Here is a 22,411-nt window from a genome sequence, read left to right on the forward strand (position 1 = left end):
GTTTTCTGTCCGTTGTCTGTGTTCCGGGATGTCCGTCAAATTTGTCGGGCTCAGCCGCCTTTAGGTCGGCCGGCACGATCGGCGCCGGCGCCCTTTGAGCCGCGCTGTTCCAGCCCGCGCGCATAGGCGAGCAGTTCTTCGAAATCCAGGTCGATATGGTCCTTGGCGTGGCGCTGTGCGGCGCGCATGTCGCTGCCCTTGAGCAGCCGTACATAGGTCTCGTGAGCATCTACGGGAGGCACCGGCTCGTTGCGCGCCCGCTGGTGCAGCGCGAAATACATCTGCAGCCGGCTGGTCAGCCGCTGCCAGGTTTCCAGCAGCACCGAATTGTCGGCCCATTCGTGGATCAGGCCATGCAGTTGCAGCGCTGTTTCGATCTGCCGCGTCGTGTCCAGGTCGCGCGTCGCCTGCTTCACCGCCGCATGGCGCCGGTCAAGCTCGTCGAAGAAGCGCTGGTCGCGAAGCGGCCAGGTCCGCTCGATGGCGAACTCGTCGAGCACCTTGTTGAGCGAATAGGCGTCGTCGATGTCCTTGGCGGTGACGTTGATGACGAAGGTTCCGGCGTAGGGGATGCTGGTCAGGATGCCTTCCTGCACCAGCTCGCGCATTGCCTCGCGCAGCGGCGCGCGGCTCACCCGCATCTGCTCGGAAATCCTGAGTTCGTTGAGCTTCTGTCCCGGTTCCAGCCGGCCGGTCAGGATCGCCCGCCGGAGCAGCCCCACGATCTCGGCCCTGCGTGTCGTATCCGCGATCGGACTGAAATCCAGCTTTGCCATTCGGCTGCTCCAGGGAACCGAAAGCAAGACAAGCAGATTGTCGACAATCTTACAAGAGCTGGATTCTCGATCCTGGAGACATTGGCGCCCTTCCGGCCTCGGCCAGCCTGACCATGCAAGCCGACCAGGTCCCGGCCGCTGAGCGTCAGCTGGCTTCTCGCAGCGGGAAACAACCTGGTGCGTAGCCTTCGCAATGTCCATTGACGACTGGGAAGGTTTGTGTCACTAGCAGTGACATGAATTCACAAACGATGACTCAGAAATACGAGAGCCCGCTGCGGGCAGAGCAGGCGCAGGCCACGCGCGAGCGCATCCTCGCGTCCATTCGAACGATTCTGGAGCAAAATCCGTACAGCCTCCTTGGCTTCGATGAGGTTGCCGAGGTTTCGGGCGTAAACCGACGGACCATCTTCCGCCATTTCCCGACGAAGGAAGCGCTTTTGGAAGCCTTTTGGGCCAGCACCAATGCCTCTCTGGGAGTGCGGTTCTGGCCTGAGCGGGAGCAGGATCTGATCGATCTTCCTCCCGACCTTTTCGCCTCGTTGGACGCAATCGAAGGCGTAGTCAGAGCCTCGCATGCGAGCGCTACCGGGCGCGAGATGCGCCTGCAAGCCAATGGTGAGCGGCAACGTGCCTTTCAGAGCAGCCTTTCGCAAGTCGCAAACGGAATGGACCCGAAGGCGGCGCGCCAGCTTGAGGCCGTGATCCAGCTCCTGTTCAGCGCCACTGCCTGGCAGACGATGAAAGACTACTGGGGTCTTACCGGCCGTGAGGCCGGAGAGGCAGCCGCCTGGGCAATTCGCGCCTTGCTCAATGCGGCAAAATCGCAGCAAGGCGCTGTTCGAAAGGAAAAAGCAAGTGACTTGGCATAAGACCAAAGCGACGGTCCATCCGGCCGATTCGGTTCAAGGCTTCTGGGTAATGGGCGATCAGGTCGCTGTCCGGGCAAAGCTCGCTGGGACGGCACTCAACGTGATCGACGTCACGGTACCTCCTGGAAGCGGCACGCCGCCCCACACGCATCCTTCCGCGGAAATTTTCCGCATTCTCGAGGGCACCCTCACGATATGGACAATGATCGATGGGGTCGCGCAAGAATATGAGGTGGAACCCGGTGATGTCGTCACCATTCCGGGCAACGCGCCCCATGGCTATCGCAATGCTGGTCCCGTGCCGGTTATTTTCATGGCGATCGTCGACGACGAGATGATCGCATTCTTCGAAGAGGCTGCATCCAAGGACGCGCCCTCCGGCCCGCCGACCGCTGGCATGATTAACCGCGTGATCGAGCTTACCGGACGCCACGGGATCCGGATCCTGCAGGCGGCCTGACCGGCGAAACCGTTGCGCCAGGATTTGACCTGGAAGACGGTGCCTTATGCCGCCTAAATCCAGCAGTCCATCCATCCAGGTCGAAGCGGGCGTTCGCGCGAGTGATACGTGTAGCCGCGACAAGCCGTCGGCTGGATGGATGTCTCGTTTGCTGATCCACAAACTGCCTTCACAGTTGGAGAGCGCCTCTATGCTGCCATCGTCGCCAGAGCCGCCGTTCGCACTACGGCTTGAATCGGCCGTGTCGAAAACATCAGCAAAAACGGCGCCCTTGGCGTGGGAGCCGAGGGCGCCGCGGGACCGGAACCTGATGGGGGTTATCAGGTGGCCGGTTTCTCGGGCAGCGGCGAGATCGGCATTCCCGGGCCGATCTTCTGCAGATTGCCGGTAATCACCCGGTCGCCTTCGGCCACACCGCTCAAGATGGCGACCTGATCGCCATTGGTCGGTCCGAGCGAAACGATACGCTGGTCGACCGTGTTGTCCTTGCCGACGACATAGAGGTATTTGCCGAGCTGGCCTGAGCCGAGTGCCGTCTGCGGTACCATCAGCGCATCGGGCTGCTCTTTGACGTGCAGCCGGACGCGGACATATTGGCCGGGCAGCAGCGTGAACTTGCCGTTGCCGACCGTCGCCCGTGCCGTGATCGTGCCGGTCGATCGATCGATCGTGTTGTCCATGAAGGTAAGATCGCCCTTCTGGCGCGGTTCCGTTTCACCGGGAAGCAGGACGTCGACACTGATCGGTCCCGCGGCCCGGGCTTCCTCGATCTGTGTCAGGTCCGTTTCGCTCGGATTGAAGGTGACGTAGATCGGATCGAGTTGCACCAACGTGTTGAGCACCGTGCCGGCGACGCTGACCAGCGTTCCGACGGAAGCCTGGCTGCGACCGATACGTCCCGCAAACGGGGCACGGATTTCGGTGTAGCTCAAATTGAGCTCGGCGGTCCGTACGGCGGCTTGATTCACGGCGAGCGAGGCCTGTGCCCCGCGCAAGGTGCTGGTGCGCTGGTCGAACACGTCCTTGGCGAGATAGCCGCTCTTGGCGAGCTCGCTGCCGCGCCCGAGATTGGAGCGCGCATAGTCGAGCGTTGCCGTGTCGCGCTGGACCTGCGCCTTCGCCTGCTCGAGGGCAGCCTGGAAATCCTCCGGCGCGATCTTGTAGAGAAGGTCGCCCTTCGCAACGTCGCTGCCGTCGGTGGCGACCTGCTCCTGCAGATAGCCCGGCACGCGCGCCTGCAGCGTGATGCTGCGGATCGGCTCAACCCGGGCGGCGTAGTCGAGATAGATCGGGATCGTCTTCTTGACGACGCTCACCACCGGCACCGGCATGACAAAGGCTTCCGGCTTGGGTGTCGCCGCCCCGGCTGTGCCCGCGTTGAGGCTGAGGCTGCCCATGTCGAGCAGGTGAACGCTCGCCACCGAAATCGCCCCAAGGGCGACGGCCGTTCCCAGCGCGATTTTCCATTTACGCATGATCAATTCTCCAGTCCTATTCGGCCGCTTCGGCCAATGGCTCGAAGGCGGGTTCGGCAGTTGGTTGTTCGGTCGCTTCGGAAACCGGTTCGCTCTCGCCGCGGCGCTCGCGCAGCTGTTCGATCACCGCATAGAAGACCGGCACGAACACCAGCGACAGGATCGTCGCCGCGACCATGCCGCCAAAGACGGTGGTGCCGATCGACTGCCGGCTTGCGGCACCCGCACCTGTAGCGAACATCAGCGGCAGCACGCCGAGGATGAAGGCGAAGGCGGTCATCAGGATCGGTCGCAGCCGAAGCCGCGCCGCTTCCATCGCGGCGTCGACGATGCTGAGGCCTTCTTCGCGCCGGCGCCGGGCAAACTCGACGATCAGAATCGCGTTCTTGGCCGCCAGTCCGATCAGCATGACGAAGCCGATCTGCGAATAGACGTCGATCTGCATGCCACGCAGCCACAGCACGACGAACGCACCGAACAGTGCGAGCGGCACCGCCAGCAGCACCATGAACGGCATCGCCCAGCTCTCATATTGCGCGGCGAGGATCAGGAAGACGAAGACGATCGCGAGACCAAAGACGACGGATGCGATCGATCCCGCCTTGAGCTCCTGATAGGTGATGCCGGTCCATTCGTAGCCGAAGTCTCTCGGCAACGCCGTGGCAGCGGCACGTTCCATTGCCGCCACCGCCTGGCCGGACGAAAAGCCGGGCGCGGCGCCGCCATTGATCAGGGCCGACGCATTGTTGTTGTAATGTGGCACGGTCTCGGGGCCGACGACGGGCACAAGCTTGCCCAGCGTGCTCAGCGGCACCATCCCACCCGACGCATTGCGGACATAGAGCCGCGATATGTCGGCCGGACCGGCGCGAGAGTCCTTGTCGGCCTGTATCGTCACCCGGAAGGTGCGGCCGAACAGGTTGAAATCGTTCACATAGAGCGAGCCGAGATAGATCTGTAGCGTGTTGAACACGTCCGGCAGGTTGAGCCCGAGCAGCTTCGCCTTGGCGCGATCGAGATCGTAGTTGAACTGCGGCGTCGAGGTCGAGAACGACGAGAACAATTGCTGCGGGTTGAGCTCGGGCTGCTTGCGCGCCTCGGCAATCACCGCTTGCGTCGCATCGTTGAGCGCCACGCTGCCGCGCCCGGTCAGGTCCTCGACCTGGAACTCGAAGCCACCGGTGGTGCCGATGCCCGGGATCGACGGCGGGTCGAAGCTCAGCGCAAAAGCCTCCGGAATTTGCAGCAGCTTGTTGCGCACGTCGGCGACGAGCTTAGACGCGCTCTGATCGGGGCCGCGTTCGTCCCATGGCTTCAGGATAGCGAATTCGACCGCCGAATTCGACTGCGCGGCACTGGTCAGGAAGTTCAAGCCGCTGATCGAGCCGACGATGTCGACGCCGGGCGTGTTCTGCAGGATGTCGCGTGCCTTTTGCGCCACCGCGTCGGTGCGTTCCAGCGAGGCCCCGTCGGGGAGCTGGATGACGACGAAGAAATAGCCCTGGTCCTCGACCGGAAGGAAGGTCGAGGGCAGGCGCTGCCAGACGAAATAGGTCGCGACAAGTCCGGCCGCGAACACGCCGAGCATGATCCAGCGCAGGCGGATGAGAATACGGACCCCATTCGCATAGGCATGCGCCAGCCGTTCGAAGCCCATGTTGAACCAGCGGAACAGCACGAACTGTGTTTCCGGCCGGTGGCGCAGGAAGGCCGCGCTGAGCGACGGGGTAAGCGTCAGCGAGACGAAGGCCGAGATGCCGAAGGAGATCGCCACCGTCAGGGCGAACTGGTTGTAGAGCCGGCCGGACACGCCGGGAATGAAGGCAACCGGCACGAACACAGCCATCAGCACGGCGGTCGTGGCGATGATCGGGCCAGTGACCTCGGCCATCGCCGTTCGCGTGGCAGCCAGCGGTTTGAGGCCGGCCTCAAGTTGGCGTTCGACATTCTCGACGACGACGATGGCGTCGTCGACGACGAGGCCGATCGCCAGCACCATGCCGAGCAGGCTGAGCATGTTCAGTGAGAAGCCAAGCATGTGCATGACGGCCAGCGTCGCCACCAGCGACACCGGAATTGCGATCGTCGGGATGATCGTGGTGCGCCAGCTTTGCAGGAAGATGAACACCACGGCGACGACCAGGACCAGCGCTTCGCCGAGCGTGATCAGCACGTCGTGCATTGAGGCCGAAACGAAACGTGTCGTATCGTAATGCATGGCGTAGCTGACGCCCTTCGGGAAACGGGCCGACAGCTCCTGCATCTTGTCCTTGACGCGCTGCTGCAGATCGAGCGCGTTGGACCCCGGCATCTGGTAGACCGCGAGCACCACCGTCGGGTCCTTGCCGAAGAAGGCCGACGACGAATATTGCAGCGCACCGAGCTCGATGCGCGCAACGTCGCGCAGCCTGACCAGTGAGCCGTTGGCGGTATTGGCCCGCACGACGATGTCGCCGAACTCCTTGGGATCGCTCAGCCTGCCGACGGCGTTGACCTGCATCTCGAAGGCGGTGCCGGCCGGAGCCGGCGACTGCCCGATCTTGCCGGCCGCCACCTGGACGTTCTGCTCGGCGACGGCGTTCTGCACGTCGACGGCAGTAATGCCGAGATTGGCGAGCTTGTCGGGGTCGAGCCAGATGCGCATCGAATAGCGCCGCTCGCCGAAGATCTGCACGTCGCCGACGCCGGGCAGGCGCTTCAGCGGATCGACCACCTGCAGATAGGCGAGATTGCTCAGCGCGACCGGGTTGACGGAACCGTCCGGCGAGGTGAGGTCGACGATCAGGACGAAGTTCGGGTTCTGCTTCTTGATCGTCACGCCGCCCTGATTGACGATGGCCGGCAACGAGGAAGCCGCCTGCGAAACGCGGTTCTGGACGTCGACGGCCGCCGTGCTCAGATCGTAGCCGACGTCGAAGGTGATGGTGATCGTCGAGGAGCCGTCATTGGAGCTCGACGACGACATATAGGTCATCCCCTGGACGCCGTTGATCTGCTGTTCGAGCGGCGTCGTCACCGTGTCGGCGACGACCTGCGCGCTGGCGCCCGGGTAATGGGCGCTGACCACGACCTGGGGCGGCGTGATGTCGGGAAACTGCGAGACGGGCAGGAGGAAATAACAGATCCCTCCGGCGAGCACCATGATGATGGCGATCGCCGACGCAAAGATCGGACGATGAATGAAGAAGTTTACCATGATATGCACGCCTCGCCCGATGCTCTGGCCCGGCCAAACGCCCTGGCCACCCTGGACAGCCGCCGGCTGCGCGTTGAGCCGGAATCTTCGAGAAAGCCGAAATCTTCAAGGCGGCGCGGCGCATTGCGGCGCTCGGCCTGTTCGTCCGCCAGCGCACGCAGCATCGCCTCGAAAGACCGCAGGTCGACGCGGTCGGCCTTCATCAGCATGCGGATCATCGGATCCCTCACGACTTCATCGATCGTCAGATCATTGCGCTGCGACATCGAAGCGGCTCCTGGTTTTTGGCGATCCGCGGCAAGCCGCGGATCGGGTGTTTTCTTGCTCGCCGGCCGAGGCCGTGAGGTGCGGTTCGTCCCCTTGCCGATCGGGGCAGGGCTGATGGCCGGCACTTGCGAGTTTGACATGATGCAATGCGGGTGTTACAGGTAAGTAACATCTCTAACGTTACAGACCGGTAACACCCTAGTCAAGAGGTGCACCGAGGGAATTTCGGGAAACGCAATCACGGAGGTTTTGATGACAGACGTTGTTGTGGAGCGTGTTCGCCCCCGGGACAGGATCCTGGAGACGGCACGGGACATGTTTCACAAGCATGGCATTCGCGGCGTCGGCATCGACGCCATTACCGAGGCCGCCGGCACCAACAAGATGACGCTCTACCGGCATTTCGAGTCCAAGGATGACCTGATCATCGAATGTCTGCGGGCGACCGCCTGCAGCGCCAACGCGATGTGGGAAAAGTTCGAGGCCGAGAATCCGGGCGACAAGCTGGCGCAGCTGCATGCCTGGGTCAGGATGGCGGCCGATTGCCTGATGTCGGACCGTCGCGGTTGCGACATGGCCAACGCCGCCATCGAGCTGAGCGAGGCGGATCATCCGGCAAGGCAAGTGATCAAGGAACTCAAGGAAGCGCAGCGCGAGCGGCTGGTCTCGCTGTGTCGCGATGCCGGCATCGGACAGGCCGAGCTTCTTGCGGACACGCTGTCGCTGTTGCTCGAGGGCGCCCGCGTCAGCCTGCAAAGCGTCGGCGCCGAGGGCCCGAGCGCGCAGTTCGTCCGCATGGCGGAAGGCCTGATCACGTCTTTCAGGGGCAGATAGTCTCGCAAGCGGCGAAACGATACGTGGCGTTTCGATTGCGGGCCGCGCCGCCGGGTGATGTCTCGTCCCATCGCGATGTGCCATCTCGCGTCTCCTGTGCCGATCCTCCGCACCATGGCCGGCGCGGCGTTGTTTGCTGGTCGTGAGGCAGGATAGGGCCGCCGGCGAACCGGTGAGAGTGACAAGTGTGACAGGATTCCGCCCGACAAGCCGCGGCGGTCGCAGCGAAGCACATCGATCCGCGGATCAGCAATCGTGTCCGGTGCCAGTCACGATCCCAGCATCGCCCGCTATCCCGGAGCCGGAACAAAAAAAGCCCGCTGCCGGGAGGAGGTGGCAGCGGGCTCGATTTCGAATACGGCACGGGAGGAGGTGTACCGCACTCAGCGTCGGCATCGCATCTGGGAGGAGTAGATGGCCGACACCTGCGAAACTATCGATTGCCCAATGATTCGGCAACCACAAAAGTTGCATAGGTGATGTGCAGATTTGCGGTATCAACCGAATTTTAACGATCGAGGCCCGAGCGACCATCGCCTCGCGCGACATCACTGCACCGGGACATTTTCCTTGAAGATCAGGCGCGGCTCGATGAATTTCCGCGTCAGATAGGGCGCCGACGAGGCGATCGAGCCGAGCAGGCGAATGACCGACTGTTCGGCGATCAGCCGCGCATTCTGGTCGATGACGACGTCGAGCAGATCGTCGACGAGATAGCCGCGCGTCTCGCGCGTCAGATCATGGCAGATGAACACCGGCTTCGTCTGCGGCCTGACTTCGAGCAATGCTTTTGCCACGCCCGAGCGCCCGGCGCCGATACAATAGATGCCGAGCAGCTCCGGCTCGTTGTGCAGCGCCTTCATGGTCGCGGTATAACTGACCTCCGGCTCATCGTTGATCTCCACGGCGCTGGTGACGGTTAGGTTGGGGAACTCCTCGCCGAGCACGGAGCGAAAGCCCATCTCGCGTTCCTCATGGCCGCGGTAGGAGCGTGAACCGACGACCATCGCCAGGTGGCCCTGGCGGCCGCCGAGGAACCGTCCCATCAGCAGCGCCGCCGTACGGCCGGCCACCCGGTTGTCGATGCCGACATAGGCCGAGCGGGGCGCGCCCGGAACATCGGACACAAGTGTGACCAGGCGGATGCCGGCCTCGACGATCTCGCGCAAGATGTTGCGCGTTCTCGGATGATCGATGGCGATGACGCCGACGCCGTTCGCCTTGAGCGAGAGGTTTTCGACGGCCGCCTGCAAGGCGCTCGGCGAGATGCCGGCGAGCTTGTGGATGCGGCAGGAGGCGACCAGCGGCAGGCGCGCCGCATAATCCTCGATGTGTCTGGCCAGATCGGCCATGAAGGCATTGCTGCCGATCGGCAGGAAGAATTCGAGATGCGCCGGCCGCGACGGCAACGCGACCTGGTCGACGACCGGCAGATAGCCGAGCTGCTTGGCCGCCTCCATTACGCGCTGCCGGTTGGCGGCACTCGCCCCCGCCCGATTGTTGAGCACGCGGTCGACCGTCGCGGTCGACAGGCCGCAGCTTCTCGCAATATCCGAAACGGTGGCTTTCATGTCGCAACCATATGGCGATGCGATCCAGTGCCTCGACGATCAGGCCGACCCCCGGCTGCTCAGCCGGGCCGTTGCGTGCCCTCGACCAGCGCGTCATGGATCTCCTTGTCCGACATGCCGGTGATGACGCGTTCGACTTCGGCGACGCTGGTCTTCTTCGGGTCGATATCGTCGGCGACCACCTTACCGCGGCGCATGACGACGATGCGGTCGACCACCTGGAAGACATGATGGATGTTGTGGGCGATGAAGATGCAGGAATGGCCGGAATCGCGGGCACTGCGCACGAAGCTCAGCACGCCTTGCGTTTCGGCGACGCCGAGATTGTTGGTCGGCTCGTCGAGGATGATGAGGTCGCTGTCGAAATGCATGGCGCGTGCAATCGCCACCGCCTGCCGCTCGCCGCCGGAGAGCGAGCCGATCGGCGTCGTCGGCGGGATGTTCTTCGAGATGCCGACCTGCTTGAGCAGGTCGCGGGCAACCACGTTCATTGCCTCCTGGTCCATCCGATTGAGGAAGCGCGGCGGCTTGATCGGCTCGCGCCCGAGAAACAGGTTGCGGGCGATCGACAGCTGCGTCACCAGCGCCGAGTCCTGGTAGATCGTCTCGATGCCATGCGCGATGGCGTCGCTGGTACTGCGCAAATTCACCTTCTTGCCGCGGATGAAGATGTCGCCGCTGGTCAGCGGGACCGCGCCCGACAGCACTTTGATCAGCGTCGACTTGCCGGCGCCGTTGTCGCCGAGCAGGCCGACGATCTCCCTTTCGTTGACATGGAAATTGGCATCAACCAGCGCCTGCACGCGGCCATAGGACTTGCGGATATTTTCCATGCGGACAAGCGGTTCGGCCATGGTTCAAGTCCCTGCCTGATGCCGGCGTTCCAGCCATGAATGGAGCGCCATCATGCCGAGGATGATGGCGCCGATGAAAATATTATAGGCAAGGCCCGGCACACCGATCAGCACGATGCCGTTGCGCATCACGCGCAGGATCAGGATACCGAGCACCGTGCCGATGATTGTGCCGCGCCCGCCGGTCAGCGCCGTGCCGCCGATCACCACCATGGCGATGACTTCGAGCTCGTAGCCGGTGCCGCTGTTGGGGTTGGCCGCCGAGGTGCGCAACGAGGAGATGACGCCGGCAAGCGAGGCCAGGATCGACGACAGGATGAACAGGCCGATCTTGACGCCGCTGACATTGACGCCGCGCGCCCTTGCAGCACTCGGGTTGCCGCCGGCTGCCTGGATCCAGTTGCCTGTCCGGCTCTGCGTCAGCACGTAACCGAGCGCGATTGCGGCGGCGATGAACCAGAACAGCGACATGTAGATACGGAACGGCCCGATGAAGAAATCGCCGACCAAGGCTTCCGCCAGCCAGCTGCCCTCGGCGCTCCAGGTCCGCTGCGGAAACCCGTTGGTGACGAACAAAGCGGTGCCGCGCACCACCAGCAGCATGCCCAGTGTCACCAGGAAAGACGGGATCTTCAGCTGCGTCACGAACCAGCCATTGACCAGTCCAATGAACGCAGCGACCACCAGCGCAATGACGAAGGCGGCTTCGAGCGAGGCGACGCCGCTGTTAAACAACGTCCACATCAGGACCGGTGAGAAGCCGAACACCGAGCCGACCGAGAGGTCGAATTCGCCTGATGTCATCAACAGCGTCATCGCCAGCGCGATCAGCCCGAGCTCGACCGTGAAGGCCAGCGTGTTCGAGATGTTTTGCGGCGACAGGAAGTCGTGGTTGATGCCCCAGAACACGGCGATCTCGACGACGAGCAGCACAAACGGCCCGAACTCGGGCCGCGCGATCGATCGTTGGATAAGAGAACGATTTTCCACCTTGGACCCGCGATAGGATTGGATTTGGCCGCGACCGCAACCGGCTTCGGCGGAATGATGAGACAGTCACGGCCGCCGAAGCGGCCGTGACCAACTCGATCGCGGATTTATTTGCCGGACAGGATCTTGTCGTAGACTGCCGCGGTGTCCTTCTCGTAGAGCGCGCCGGTGATCACGTCGAAGCCGGGCGGAATACCGCTCGCCGCCATGTTGGCGAGCGAGAGCGCGACGTAGCTGGTCGCCTGCGGATCCTGCCACTGCGCGGCATTGACGTAGCCGTTCAGCACTTCCTGGGTGGTGTCGAGCGAGTTGCCCCAGCCGACGACCGGGATTTCGCCCGGCTTGACGCCGACCTGGTCGAACACCCGCTTGACCGAACCGGTGACAAGGTCGCCGAGGCCGATGACCGCCTTGACCTTGGCCCTGTTGGCGGTGAGGTAATCGACCATGCGGTTGATCACTTCGGCCTGGTCGAGCGTCGCTTCGGTGATTTCATAGGTGATGCCGAGCGGCTCGAACACGCTCTTGATGCCTTCCTCTTCCTGGACGCCATAGGTGGCGCCGGGAATCTCGACCGGCATCCAGACGAAGTCGCCCTTCTTCACAAGGCCCTTGTCGACCAGATACTGCGCCCAATGTTTGCCGAAGGTGACGTTGTCGCCGCCGACATAGGCGTTGAAGTCCGCCTTCGGGTCGGGCGTGTTGAAGTTGATGATCGGGATGTTCGCCGCCCGCGCTTCCTTGGCGATCTCGACAAGGCTGCCCGGATCAGGGCTGGTCGTGGTGATGCCGTCGGCCTTGGCGGCGATTGCGGCGCGGACAGCCTCCTGCTGCGACGCCACGTCGCCATTGTGGAACGACGTGTTGACGGTGTTGCCGGTGTCCGCCGCCCATTGCTTGGCGCCGGCAAGGAAGTATGTCCAGACCGGATCGGCCGGGCCGCCATGCGAAATCCAGTAGAACGTCTTGGCCTGTGCCGCGGCCGGAATGGCCAGCGCCACCATCAAGCCAAGTACAAGCAGTCTTAGCCTCGTCAGCATTTGATTTCCTCCCATTTGAACCGAACTCCTCCTCCGACGACGATCACCGCGAAAAGCCGTGCGCGGCCAAAACGGTGGTCGCATTTTGCCAGCGTCGACCTGGCCGCATTAGAGCATTCCCTTTTTCGATCGATGGCAAGCCTCGATTGCCAATGGACGTTGGCGCAAGGCACCGCGCCATCAGCAATCCCATCAGATTGCATCAGTTTGGCTGATATTTTCCAGGCGGCCGACGATCGGCCTTGCGACCGTCATGCAATGCTGCGCGGCGGCGCGCCGAGCACGGATTGCTCTAGGTCGATAAGCGTCCCGGTCATCAGCCCGGAGGCGTCGCTGAGCAGGAACAGCGTTAGCTGGGCGACTTCGTCCATGGTCAGCAATCGACCAAGCGGCAGGCCGGCGGCAGCGATCTTTGCCCAGTTTTCGCCCTTGCCCAGCGTGCTCGCCTGCATCTCTTGTTCGGCCGGCGTCGCTACCCAGCCCATGTTGATGCCGTTGACGCGGATGCGATCGGAAAGATGCGCGTTGGCAATGTTTCTGGTCAGCGTCGAAAGCGCGCCCTTGGTTGCGGAATAGATGGCAAGGTCCGGCGCACCGCAATGCGCATTCACCGACAGTATGTTGACGATGGCGCCCGCCGCCCGCCGTGTCTTCATGTCGGCTACGGCCGCCTGCATGAGGAAGAACGGCGCGCGCGCATTGACGGAAAACAACCTGTCCCAGTCGTCGATTGTGCCAGTTTCCAGCGAGGCCCGGTCGGTGAGGGCCGCGGCGTTCACCAGACAATCGATGCGGCCGAGTCTTTTGATCGCTTCCGCCATGACAGCTGCAGGCGCGGCCGGATCTCCAAGGTCGGCCTGGATGAAGACGACGGGCCGGCTTGGTCGTGAAGCTCTTCGGCGATGCGTCTGCCACGCTCGGCATTGCGGCCGACAATGGCGATCCCTTCGCCGCCGTCGGCTGAGGCCAGCCGGGCGATGGTCTCGCCAAGCCCTTGCGTTCCGCCGGTAACGACAAGGTTTTTGCCCTCAAGAGCGACGATCAATGGACTCTCCCGAATGCCGACGAGCAGGTAATTTCCAATCAGAGAATTCTAGAATCTATCGGATGTCAGGCTGGGGGACTAGATGAGGTCGGCCCTGGCGAGGTCGCGCATCAGATGGCTGGCGCCGTAGGTCCAGTGTGGGCAGTCGGGCGACAGCCGCACGCGGTTGACCAAGGCGCCGAATTTCTCCGACGATATGGTGACGATGTCGCCGACCTTGTGGGTAAAGCCCTTGCCTGTTTCGCCGCGATCCTTCGACGGCACGAACATCGTGCCGAGATAGAGCGCCAGCCCATCCGGGTATTGGTGATGTGGCCCCATGGCGGCGGCGACCAACTCTTCCGGCGAGCGGCTGATCTCGGCCATCGAACTGGCGCCCTCCAGCGAGAATCCATCCTCGCCTTCGACTTTCAACCGTACGATCGCCTGCTTCACGTCGCCGATGGAAAACGTCTCGTCGAACAGCCGGATAAAGGGGCCAAGTGCTGCCGAAGCGTTGTTGTCCTTGGCTTTGCCGAGCAGCAGCGCCGAGCGCCCCTCGACGTCGCGCAGATTGACGTCGTTGCCGATCGTCGCCCCGACAATCCTGCCGCTGCTGGCGGCAATCATGGCGATCTCCGGCTCCGGATTGTTCCATGTCGAAACCGGATGCAGGCCGACATCGGCGCCGAAGCCGACCGAGGCCATCGGCTGGCACTTGGTGAAGATCTCGGCATCGGGGCCGATGCCGACTTCCAGATATTGCGACCAGGCGCCGCGCGCAATCAGCTTGGCCTTGATCTCCATCGCTTCCGGCGAGCCGGGCTTGAGCTTCGACAGATCGTGGCCGATCAGCCCGGCGATGTCGGCGCGAATGGCGTCGGCCTTTTCCGCCGAACCGCGCGCCTGCTCCTCGATCACCCGTTCGAGCAGGCTGACGACAAAGGTGACGCCAGACGCTTTGATCGCCTGCAGGTCGACGGGGGATAGCAGGTACGGTTTCCCCGGATCGCGCGCTGTCTCGAAACTGTTGGCGGCAATGGCATCGAGCGGGCCGATCGGCCGCCCCTTGGCCGAGCGGACGTGCCCCGCCGGATCCGGCAATTCGCAAACGTCGCGCACGGTCGGTGCCACATTTGACGTGATGTCGAAGACCGTGCCGTCACGCACCGTGACCACCAGCGGATGGGAAGCATCGCTCGCCCGGGCGCGGCCCACGAAGAGGCCTTCGGCGGGCAAATGTGTGGCGTTCGTCATGGCTTACATTTCCTGTTGTCTTGTCCTTCGGCCGCGGCACTTTCAACAAATTCCCGCCAAAGGTCTATCCCGCTTGCAGGGCGAGCTTTGTCAATTCTTTCAAGCGGTCTTCGCATCGCTGGACCTTGATCGAGCCTGACGTGCGCCAATGGCGACGGAAAACGCTCTTTCAAAATAATGAAACCGTCGCTAGGGTTTTCACCTACTGAAATTTCCAGGTGACGCTTGCCCGTACGGTTTTCCGATCCAATCTGGCAGAAGCCGCGGACGGCCACCGCGTTCCAGTCGCTTTTTCCCGCCGGCCAATGCGTCGATGTCGTTATCGTCGGCGGCGGCATTCTGGGTCTGTCAACGGCCTTGCACGCTGCCCGGCTCGGCCTTGCCGTCCAGGTGCTGGAGGCCGGCGAAATTGGCAATGGCGCATCCGGCCTGAACGGCGGTCAGGTCATTCCCGGCCTGAAATACGATCCGGACTGGCTGCTGGAGCATTTTGGTCTCGAACGCGGCGAAGCGCTCGTCAACTTTGCCGCCTCGACCGCTGACACCGTCTTCGAATTGATCCGCGACGAAAGACTGGCGGTGCCGTTCGTCCGCAATGGCTGGATCCAGGCCGCGCATACCGAGACCGCGCTGAAAGCGGCGGCGAACCGGGATCGGCAGTGGCGCGCCCGCGGCGCCGATGTCCGGCTGCTGAGCCGGACGGAGATCGCGACGATGACCGGCGCGCAAGGCTATCTCGGCGGCTGGCTCGATCGCCGCGCCGGTGTCATCGATCCGCTCGCCTACACGTCGGAACTGGCGCGCGTCGCTGCAGCGGCGGGCGTAAAGATCGCCGAGCGCCAGAACGTGATGCAGATCAGCAAGAATGCTGGCATTTGCCACGTTTCTACGGAAAGCGGCGCCGAACTCAAGGCCAAGGCGATTGTCCTGGCGACCAACGCCTATACCGGCGGCCTGCTTCCCGGCCTCACCGAGACGATCGTCCCGCTGCATTCCTTCCAGATCGCGACAGCACCGCTAACGTCCAATCTCGCGGCGGCTATCCTGCCGGAAGGGCAGGCAGTGTCGGATTCGCGCCGCATCCTCGTCTATTACCGCAAGAGTGCCGATGGCCGGCTGGTGCTCGGCGGACGCGGCCGCATGGCCTTGCCGAACGGCCCGGCCGACTGGGCGCATCTGGAACGCGCGCTGCTGCGGCTCTACCCGGCGCTGTCCGATGTGGCCATTGAAAAGCGGTGGTTCGGCCGGGTGGCAATGACGCCGGACCATCTTCCGCATATCCACGAGCCAGAGAAGGGTCTGCTGGCGGTCGTCGGTTGCCAGGGCCGCGGCATCGGCCTGATGACCGCGCTTGGCGAGCGCATAGCCTCCTACCTGTCGAGCGGCGACACCAGGCAATTGCCGTTCCCGATATCGCCGATCCGGCCGATCCCGTTTCACGCCTTTCGGCAGATCGGCGTTGCCGCGACCATCGCCTGGTACCGGATGCTGGACGCGTTCGAACGCTGACGTTCATTCCCAAGCATGAAACAGCTTGACAATTTCACAAATATGAAAAAAGCTTAATCGATTTCAAATTTCGATGGACAGCCGATGTCGACCATCGTCGTAACGCAGTCGCTGCCGGAAACCCGGTCTTCGCCGGCCTTCCGCTTCGCCATGCTGCTGCCCGGCGGGCTGGTCACCTTCTTGCTGATCCTTTTCGCCCTCGGCCTCGTGCTTTTCCTCGCCTTCCGCGGCAATGACGGCTCGCTGCTGGGGGCTGGTTTCACCCTTGCGAATTTCGTCACTGTGGCAACCGATCCGCTGTACTGGACGGTGACGCTGCGCTCGCTGAGCATCGCCGGCCTGGTGACGCTGGCAACCGTCGTCACGGCCTATCCTGTCGCCTACTATCTGGCCTTTCATGGCGGGCGGCGGCGTGGGCTGCTGCTGTTCCTGCTGACCCTGCCGTTCTGGACCAGCTATCTGCTGCGCGTCTTCGCCTGGAAGATCGTGCTTGCCTATAATGGCGTGCTCAACTCGGCGTTGATCGAAAGCGGCATCTGGTCGGAGCCGACATTGGCCTTCCTTAATACGCCGGCAGCGGTCGTCGTCACGCTCGCCCACGCTTATGCGCCGTTCGCTATCCTGCCCATCTATGTGGCGCTGGACACCATCCCGAAATCGCTGCTCGAAGCCGCTTCCGATCTCGGCGCAAAACCATTCACCAGCTTCCGCCGCATCGTGCTGCCCAATTCGATGCCGGGCGTGCTGGCGGCCGCTCTCGTCGTCTTCGTGCCGACCGTCGGCGATTATGTGACGCCGGCGCTGGTCGGCGGCCCTGCCAGTACAATGATCGGCACACTGATCCAGGCCGAGTTCGGCAAGGCCAATGACTGGCCGTTCGGCGCCGCACTCGCCGTCGCCGTCATGCTGGTCATTCTCGCCGTGGTGCTGGTGGTGCGCTTCGCCGACCGGCGATACGGCAGCCGCACATGAACACCGCGCGCCTGGACGCAAAGCAAGGCGGCGGCTGGCTCGGAGCCTACGTCCTTGCCTATCTGGTGTTCCTGTATCTGCCGATATTGCTGATCCCGCTGTTTTCATTCAACAATTCGATCCAGGCGGCATTTCCGCTGCAAGGCTTCACGCTTGAGTGGTACGGCACACTTTACGGCAATTCGGCGCTGTCCGGTGCGCTTGCCACCAGCCTCGTCATCGGCGCCATTGCCGCCACCGGCGCAACACTCTGCGGCATCACCGTGTCCTATATGGACCTCTACGGCCGCTCGCCGCTGGCCGCCACGATCAGTGCCATTGCGCGGCTGCCGATCCTGATCCCCGGCGTCATCGTCGGCATCTCGCTGTTGATCCTGGTCAATCTCGCCGGTTTCGGGCCGTCGCGCATTGCCATTGTGCTCGGCCATGTATTGGTGGCGCTGCCGACGACGGTGGTGGTCATGCGCAGCCGCTTCGCCGCCATCCCGAAGACCATCCGCGAGGCAGCGCTCGACCTCGGCGCCTCGGACTGGACGACCTTCAGACGGGTGATGCTGCCGCTCAGCCTGCCCGCCATTATTTCGGCGTTCATGCTGGCCTTCCTGACCTCGTTCGACGAGTTCATCGTCGCCTTCTTCCTTGCCGGCACCGAGCCGACGCTGCCGCTTTATATCTGGAGCCAGCTGCGCTTCCCGAAATCGCTGCCGACCGTCATGGCGCTCGGCACGGCGATCCTGGCCGTGTCGTTCGTCATCGCCGCACTCGCCGAAATCCTGCGCCATCGCGGGCTTGCCGCCGCTCAGCGGCCAGCGCCCGCCAGCCTGTCAAAACCAGAAGAAACCGAAAGAGGAGAACTGCAATGGCATTCGACTTGAAATCGATAACGACAAAGACAGCGAAAACCGGACTGGCCGCCTTCGCGCTGGCGCTTGCATCGACTGTCGCCTTTGCCGGCGACAAGCTGCAATATTTCACCTGGTCGGGTTACGAGCTGCCCGACTTCAACAAGAGCTTCCTCGCCGCGCACCCTGATGGCGTCGAAGCCTCGATGTTTGGCGACGACGATGACGCCTTCACCAAGGTCAAGGCCGGCTTCCGCCCCGATGTCGCGCACCCTTGCTATGACAAGGTGGCGCGCTGGAACAAGGAAGGCCTGCTGCAGCCGATCGACACCAAGCGCATCAAGAACTGGGATTCGATCTTCCCGGTCTTCAAGAACCTGCCCGACCTGCAGGCCGGCGACGGCAAGGTCTGGATGGTGCCGTGGGACTGGGGCAATACCTCGATCCTCTACCGCACCGATCTGGTGAAGAACCCGGAAGCCAGCTGGAATCTGCTCTGGGACAAGCAATATGCCGGGCGCATGGCGACCATCGATGCCGTCCACGACACACCGGTGGTGGCGGCCCTTCTGGCCGGCGTCAATCCATTCGACATGACACCGGAACAGATGGACAAGGTGGCGGAGAAACTGCGCGAGCAGCGCCCGCTGCTCTCGAACTACACCACCGACATGACCTCGGTCGAACAGGCACTGGCGAGCGGCCAGCTGGTCGCGGCCATGACCTGGAACGCCTCGGCCACCTCGCTGAAGAAGCAGGGCGTGCCTGTCGAGTTCATGAAGCCGAAAGAAGGCATGCTGACCTGGGCTTGCGGCTTCGTCATGCTCAAGGACGCCAAGAACGTCGACCTAGCCTATGACTTCATCAACAGCCGGCTGGAGACGGATTCCGGAAAGTATCTGATCCAGGCCTACGGCTATGGCAGCTCGACCAGCTCGGCTTTCGCCGCCGTGCCAAAGGAGGAGTTGGAGAAACTGCAGCTGCCGTCCGATCCCGAGGTGATGCTGAAGACCACGATCTTCACCGGGCCGATGAAACAGAATGACGAACTCGCCAAGATGTTCGAGAAGGTCAAGGCAGGCGGCTGAGTTCGCTCTTCCTTCTCCCCTTGTGGGAGAAGGTGGATTGGCGCGCAGCGCCAAGACGGTTGAGGGGTGTTGGAAGGAATGAGGCGTTGGTGTTTTCTGGAACACCCCTCATCCGACCGAGCTTCGCTCGGCCACCTTCTCCCACAAGGGGGAGAAGGAAAGACCGCGCGGCGCCGGCCAAAAATACTGTAACAAGGACGAACGAATGGACATGCTGGACGAAGCGGCTGAGAAGCCGAAGGACGACGCCGACGTCAGGGTCGGCCGGCGCGTGCGGGCGCTCAGGCTGGAGCGCAATCTCTCGCTGGCCGAACTTGCCGCCAAAGCCGGTGTCTCGATAGGTGCGCTAAGCCAGATCGAGCGCGGCATGTCGTCATTGCGGGTCCGCGTGATCTGGCCGCTTGCCGCCGCCCTCGATGTAGAGCCGTCGGCGCTGATCGCCGACGGCAATGATGTCGGCAACGATCTTTATTGTGTGCGCGCCAACAGCCGGCGTCAGATCCCGGTCAAGTCGGAAGGCATCGCCAAGGCGCTGCTGTCGCCGCCGGCCGCCACGCTGACCGGCATGCTGGTGACCGTGGAAGCCGGTGGCGGCACCGCCGAAGCCTACGCTCATGCCGGCCATGAATTCGGCTTCGTCCTGTCCGGCGAGGTCGAGCTGGTGGTCGATTCGACCAGGTACGGGCTGAAGGCCGGCGACAGCTTCGCCTTCAAGAGCACGTTGCTGCATGCCTTCCGCAATCCGGGCAGCGAGCGCTGCCAGATCCTGTGGGTCAACACGACCAAACCGTCCGAGGTTCGCGATGGCGCCTGATCCGCTCGTCCGGCTGGACAAGGTCTCCAAGATTTTCCCCGGCGGCATCATCGGGCTCGACGCCGTCGATCTTGACATTGCCCGCGGCGAGTTCCTGACCTTGCTCGGACCGTCCGGCTGCGGCAAGACCACCAGCCTGCGTGTCATCGCCGGCTTCGAGAGCCCGTCGAACGGCAGGGTCCTGCTCGAAGGCCGCGACATCACGGCGCTCAGGCCCTTCGGCCGTCCCGTCAATACCGTGTTCCAGGACTACGCGCTGTTCCCACACATGAACGTTGCCGAAAATGTCTGCTTCGGCCTGTCGCTGCGCAAGCTCTCCGGTGCCGAACAGGCAAAGCGCGTCGGCGCAGCGCTCGACATGGTCGGCCTTGCTGAAAAGCTCGGCGCCCGCGTGTCGGAATTGTCGGGTGGCCAGCGCCAGCGCGTCGCGCTTGCCCGCGCGATCGTCTGCGAGCCGCGTGTGCTGCTGCTCGACGAGCCGCTGTCGGCGCTCGACGCGCATCTGCGCGAGCAGATGCAGGTCGAACTGAAGCGACTGCAGTCGCGGCTTGGCACCACTTTCGTCATGGTCACGCACGACCAGACCGAGGCGCTGTCGATCTCAGACCGCATTGTCGTCATGAACAAGGGCCGCATAGAGCAGATTGCGCCGCCGGCGACCCTTTACGATCGACCCGCCACCAAATTCGTCGCCAGCTTCATCGGCACCATGAACCTTCTGCAGTCGCGCTTTGTCGGCCGTGACGGCGAGCGCTTGCGGTTCATCGCCGGCGCTCTGCCGCTGGAAGCGATTTCGGATAAAGGCGAGCTGCCTGGCGAGGGCACGGTGCGCACCATTGGCGTGCGTCCGGAGGACCTTTTGGCCACGACCGAGGCGGCGGCCGGTACTGCACCGGTGCGGGTGAACAGCATCGTCTTTCACGGCCGCACCTTGCGCCTTCATGCAGAGTTGGGGCAGGGGACACAGGTGGTGATCGACGCGCCGCGCCGGACAGAGGGTTTTCAATTCAGCGTCGGCGACGTGGCGCATATCAGCCTGCGCCGTGGTGCCAACTGCCCTATGCTGCCTAGCTAGTCTCACTCATTTCCAGAAAACCGGAGCACGGCCCATGAGCAATCATCTCAATTTTTTCATCGGCGGCAAATGGGTCGGCCCCGTGGTTCCGGCAACGCTGGATGTGATCGATCCGTCCACTGAAGAGGCCTACACCAAAATCTCGGTCGGCTCGAAAGCCGATGTCGACAAGGCCGTGGCTGCAGCCAAGGCGGCATTCCCGGCCTTTTCGCAAACGACCAAGGCCGAGCGCCTGAAGCTGCTGAAGCGTATCCTCGAAGTCTACAATGAGCGCTACGAGGACATCGCCCAGGCGGTCAGCCAGGAAATGGGTGCGCCGATCAGGTGGGCGCGCGAGGCGCAGGCCTGGGCGGGCAGGGCGCACATGGAAGCCACTATCAAGGCGCTGGAGGATTACGAGTTCAGCGAGAAGCGCGGCACCACCATGGTGGTCAAGGAGCCGATCGGCGTCTGCGCGCTGATTACACCGTGGAACTGGCCGCTCAACCAGATAGTCTGCAAGGTGGCGCCGGCCATCGCCGCCGGCTGCACCGTCGTTTTAAAGCCTTCCGAAATCGCGCCGATCAGCGGCATCATCTTTTCCGAGGTGATGGACGCCGCCGGCACGCCGAAGGGCGTCTACAATATGGTGAATGGCACCGGTCCGGATGTCGGCCAGGTCATGGCTGGCCATCCCGACGTCGACATGGTCTCGTTCACCGGGTCGACCCGGGCCGGCATCATCGTCGCCAAGACGGCGGCCGAGACCGTCAAGCGCGTGGCGCAGGAGCTGGGCGGCAAATCGGCCAACATCGTGTTGCCCGACGCTGACTTCGAGACGGCGGTGCGCAAGGGTGTCAACGCCTGCTTCGGCAATAGCGGCCAGTCCTGCGATGCGCCGACCCGCATGCTGGTGCCGGCCGCCCGTCACGACGAGGCGCTGACGATCGCCAGGAAGGCCGCCGAACGGCACAAGGTCGGCGACCCGCGCTCGGAGGAGACCAAGCTCGGGCCGGTGGTCAGCAACATCCAGTTCGACAAGATCCAGCGGTTGATCGAGGCCGGTATCGCCGAGGGTGCGACGCTGGTCACCGGCGGCCCCGGCCGGCCGGAGCACCTCAACCGTGGCTACTATGTGCGACCGACCGTTTTCGGCCACGTCAGGCCTGGCATGACCATCGAGAAGGAGGAGATTTTCGGGCCGGTCCTGTCGGTCATCTCCTACGATGACGATGATGATGCGGTGAAGATCGCCAACGACACCGTCTATGGCCTGGCTGCCTATGTGCAGTCCGGGGATATCGACCACGCCCGCAAGATTGCCAGCCGGCTGCGCGCCGGGCAGGTGTCGATCAACTATCCGGAATGGGATACGTTCGCGCCCTTCGGCGGCTACAAGCAGTCCGGCAACGGCCGCGAATACGCCGACTGGGCGATCCACGACTTCCTCGAGATCAAGGGCATCATCGGCTACGGCGCCTGAGCCTTCGACATCTGGCATTGCGCCAACCATCGA

General features: G+C 63.2%; 19 protein-coding genes and 1 pseudogene. 10 read left to right on the forward strand and 10 right to left on the reverse strand.

The window, feature by feature from the left end:
- Window positions 1-50: 50 nt before the first annotated feature.
- On the reverse strand, window positions 51-776 hold the full coding sequence (locus NKI70_RS01725; protein ID WP_352700327.1) for a GntR family transcriptional regulator: 726 nt from the start codon (window positions 774-776) through the stop codon (window positions 51-53).
- Window positions 777-1,027: 251 nt separating this feature from the next.
- Between NKI70_RS01725 and NKI70_RS01730 the strand changes: the two genes are divergently transcribed.
- Together NKI70_RS01730 and NKI70_RS01735 are read left to right on the forward strand one after the other, a co-directional pair.
- Window positions 1,028-1,648 (forward strand): TetR/AcrR family transcriptional regulator, encoded by a 621-nt coding sequence (locus tag NKI70_RS01730; RefSeq protein WP_352455172.1) that lies wholly within the window; start codon window positions 1,028-1,030, stop codon window positions 1,646-1,648.
- Complete coding sequence (locus NKI70_RS01735) at window positions 1,635-2,108, forward strand: cupin domain-containing protein (RefSeq protein ID WP_352590118.1); 474 nt, start codon at window positions 1,635-1,637, stop codon at window positions 2,106-2,108. The genes NKI70_RS01730 and NKI70_RS01735 overlap by 14 nt, the downstream gene beginning before the upstream one ends.
- A 320-nt stretch (window positions 2,109-2,428) precedes the next feature.
- Here NKI70_RS01735 and NKI70_RS01740 read toward each other — a convergent pair whose 3' ends face one another.
- Genes NKI70_RS01740 through NKI70_RS01750 form a run of 3 tightly spaced genes read right to left on the reverse strand, consistent with a single transcriptional unit; the run spans window position 2,429 to window position 7,045 of the window.
- Complete coding sequence (locus NKI70_RS01740; RefSeq protein ID WP_352700328.1) at window positions 2,429-3,583, reverse strand: efflux RND transporter periplasmic adaptor subunit; 1,155 nt, start codon at window positions 3,581-3,583, stop codon at window positions 2,429-2,431.
- Between the two features lie 16 nt (window positions 3,584-3,599).
- Window positions 3,600-6,779 (reverse strand): efflux RND transporter permease subunit, encoded by a 3,180-nt coding sequence (locus NKI70_RS01745; RefSeq protein WP_352700329.1) that lies wholly within the window; start codon window positions 6,777-6,779, stop codon window positions 3,600-3,602.
- Complete coding sequence (locus NKI70_RS01750; protein WP_352700330.1) at window positions 6,773-7,045, reverse strand: hypothetical protein; 273 nt, start codon at window positions 7,043-7,045, stop codon at window positions 6,773-6,775. Before NKI70_RS01750 ends, NKI70_RS01745 begins: the two co-directional genes overlap by 7 nt.
- A 253-nt stretch (window positions 7,046-7,298) precedes the next feature.
- On the opposite strand from NKI70_RS01750, the gene NKI70_RS01755 reads away from it, so the two are divergent.
- The gene (locus NKI70_RS01755; protein ID WP_352724038.1) at window positions 7,299-7,880 is read left to right on the forward strand and encodes a TetR/AcrR family transcriptional regulator; all 582 of its coding nucleotides are present in this window, start codon (window positions 7,299-7,301) and stop codon (window positions 7,878-7,880) included.
- Between the two features lie 548 nt (window positions 7,881-8,428).
- Here the strand turns inward: NKI70_RS01755 and NKI70_RS01760 are convergent.
- The 6 genes and pseudogenes from NKI70_RS01760 to NKI70_RS01785 form a co-directional block, all read right to left on the reverse strand.
- On the reverse strand, window positions 8,429-9,451 hold the full coding sequence (locus NKI70_RS01760; RefSeq protein ID WP_023674039.1) for a LacI family DNA-binding transcriptional regulator: 1,023 nt from the start codon (window positions 9,449-9,451) through the stop codon (window positions 8,429-8,431).
- A 59-nt stretch (window positions 9,452-9,510) separates the two neighbouring features.
- Complete coding sequence (locus tag NKI70_RS01765) at window positions 9,511-10,305, reverse strand: ATP-binding cassette domain-containing protein (protein ID WP_023674040.1); 795 nt, start codon at window positions 10,303-10,305, stop codon at window positions 9,511-9,513.
- A 3-nt stretch (window positions 10,306-10,308) separates the two neighbouring features.
- A complete protein-coding gene (locus NKI70_RS01770; RefSeq protein WP_023674041.1) occupies window positions 10,309-11,295 on the reverse strand; it encodes an ABC transporter permease in 987 nt (328 codons plus the stop codon).
- Window positions 11,296-11,402: 107 nt separating this feature from the next.
- Window positions 11,403-12,335: a substrate-binding domain-containing protein gene (locus NKI70_RS01775; protein ID WP_023674042.1), complete on the reverse strand. Its 933-nt coding sequence runs from the start codon at window positions 12,333-12,335 to the stop codon at window positions 11,403-11,405.
- Window positions 12,336-12,586: 251 nt separating this feature from the next.
- A pseudogene (locus NKI70_RS01780) lies at window positions 12,587-13,380 on the reverse strand (SDR family oxidoreductase).
- A 78-nt stretch (window positions 13,381-13,458) separates the two neighbouring features.
- The gene (locus NKI70_RS01785) at window positions 13,459-14,616 is read right to left on the reverse strand and encodes a fumarylacetoacetate hydrolase family protein (RefSeq protein WP_352452558.1); all 1,158 of its coding nucleotides are present in this window, start codon (window positions 14,614-14,616) and stop codon (window positions 13,459-13,461) included.
- A gap of 225 nt (window positions 14,617-14,841) precedes the next feature.
- On the opposite strand from NKI70_RS01785, the gene NKI70_RS01790 reads away from it, so the two are divergent.
- From NKI70_RS01790 to NKI70_RS01820, 7 genes are all read left to right on the forward strand, one after another.
- Entirely contained in the window at window positions 14,842-16,125 is a 1,284-nt protein-coding gene (locus NKI70_RS01790) for an NAD(P)/FAD-dependent oxidoreductase (RefSeq protein WP_352724040.1), read from the forward strand.
- 84 nt (window positions 16,126-16,209) lie between these two features.
- On the forward strand, window positions 16,210-17,097 hold the full coding sequence (locus tag NKI70_RS01795) for an ABC transporter permease (RefSeq protein WP_352724043.1): 888 nt from the start codon (window positions 16,210-16,212) through the stop codon (window positions 17,095-17,097).
- Window positions 17,094-17,972 carry an ABC transporter permease gene (locus tag NKI70_RS01800; protein WP_352724045.1) on the forward strand — a complete coding sequence of 293 codons (879 nt, stop codon included), beginning with the start codon at window positions 17,094-17,096 and terminating at the stop codon, window positions 17,970-17,972. Before NKI70_RS01795 ends, NKI70_RS01800 begins: the two co-directional genes overlap by 4 nt.
- Window positions 17,957-19,027: an ABC transporter substrate-binding protein gene (locus NKI70_RS01805; protein WP_352569423.1), complete on the forward strand. Its 1,071-nt coding sequence runs from the start codon at window positions 17,957-17,959 to the stop codon at window positions 19,025-19,027. Before NKI70_RS01800 ends, NKI70_RS01805 begins: the two co-directional genes overlap by 16 nt.
- Before the next feature lie 205 nt (window positions 19,028-19,232).
- Entirely contained in the window at window positions 19,233-19,841 is a 609-nt protein-coding gene (locus NKI70_RS01810; protein ID WP_352569425.1) for a cupin domain-containing protein, read from the forward strand.
- Window positions 19,831-20,916 (forward strand): ABC transporter ATP-binding protein, encoded by a 1,086-nt coding sequence (locus tag NKI70_RS01815; protein WP_352569426.1) that lies wholly within the window; start codon window positions 19,831-19,833, stop codon window positions 20,914-20,916. Before NKI70_RS01810 ends, NKI70_RS01815 begins: the two co-directional genes overlap by 11 nt.
- 34 nt (window positions 20,917-20,950) lie before the next feature.
- Complete coding sequence (locus NKI70_RS01820) at window positions 20,951-22,378, forward strand: aldehyde dehydrogenase family protein (protein WP_352569428.1); 1,428 nt, start codon at window positions 20,951-20,953, stop codon at window positions 22,376-22,378.
- Window positions 22,379-22,411 lie beyond the last annotated feature (33 nt).

Origin of the sequence: Mesorhizobium sp. M0500 (assembly GCF_040321165.1) — a bacterium.
Taxonomy (GTDB): domain Bacteria; phylum Pseudomonadota; class Alphaproteobacteria; order Rhizobiales; family Rhizobiaceae; genus Mesorhizobium.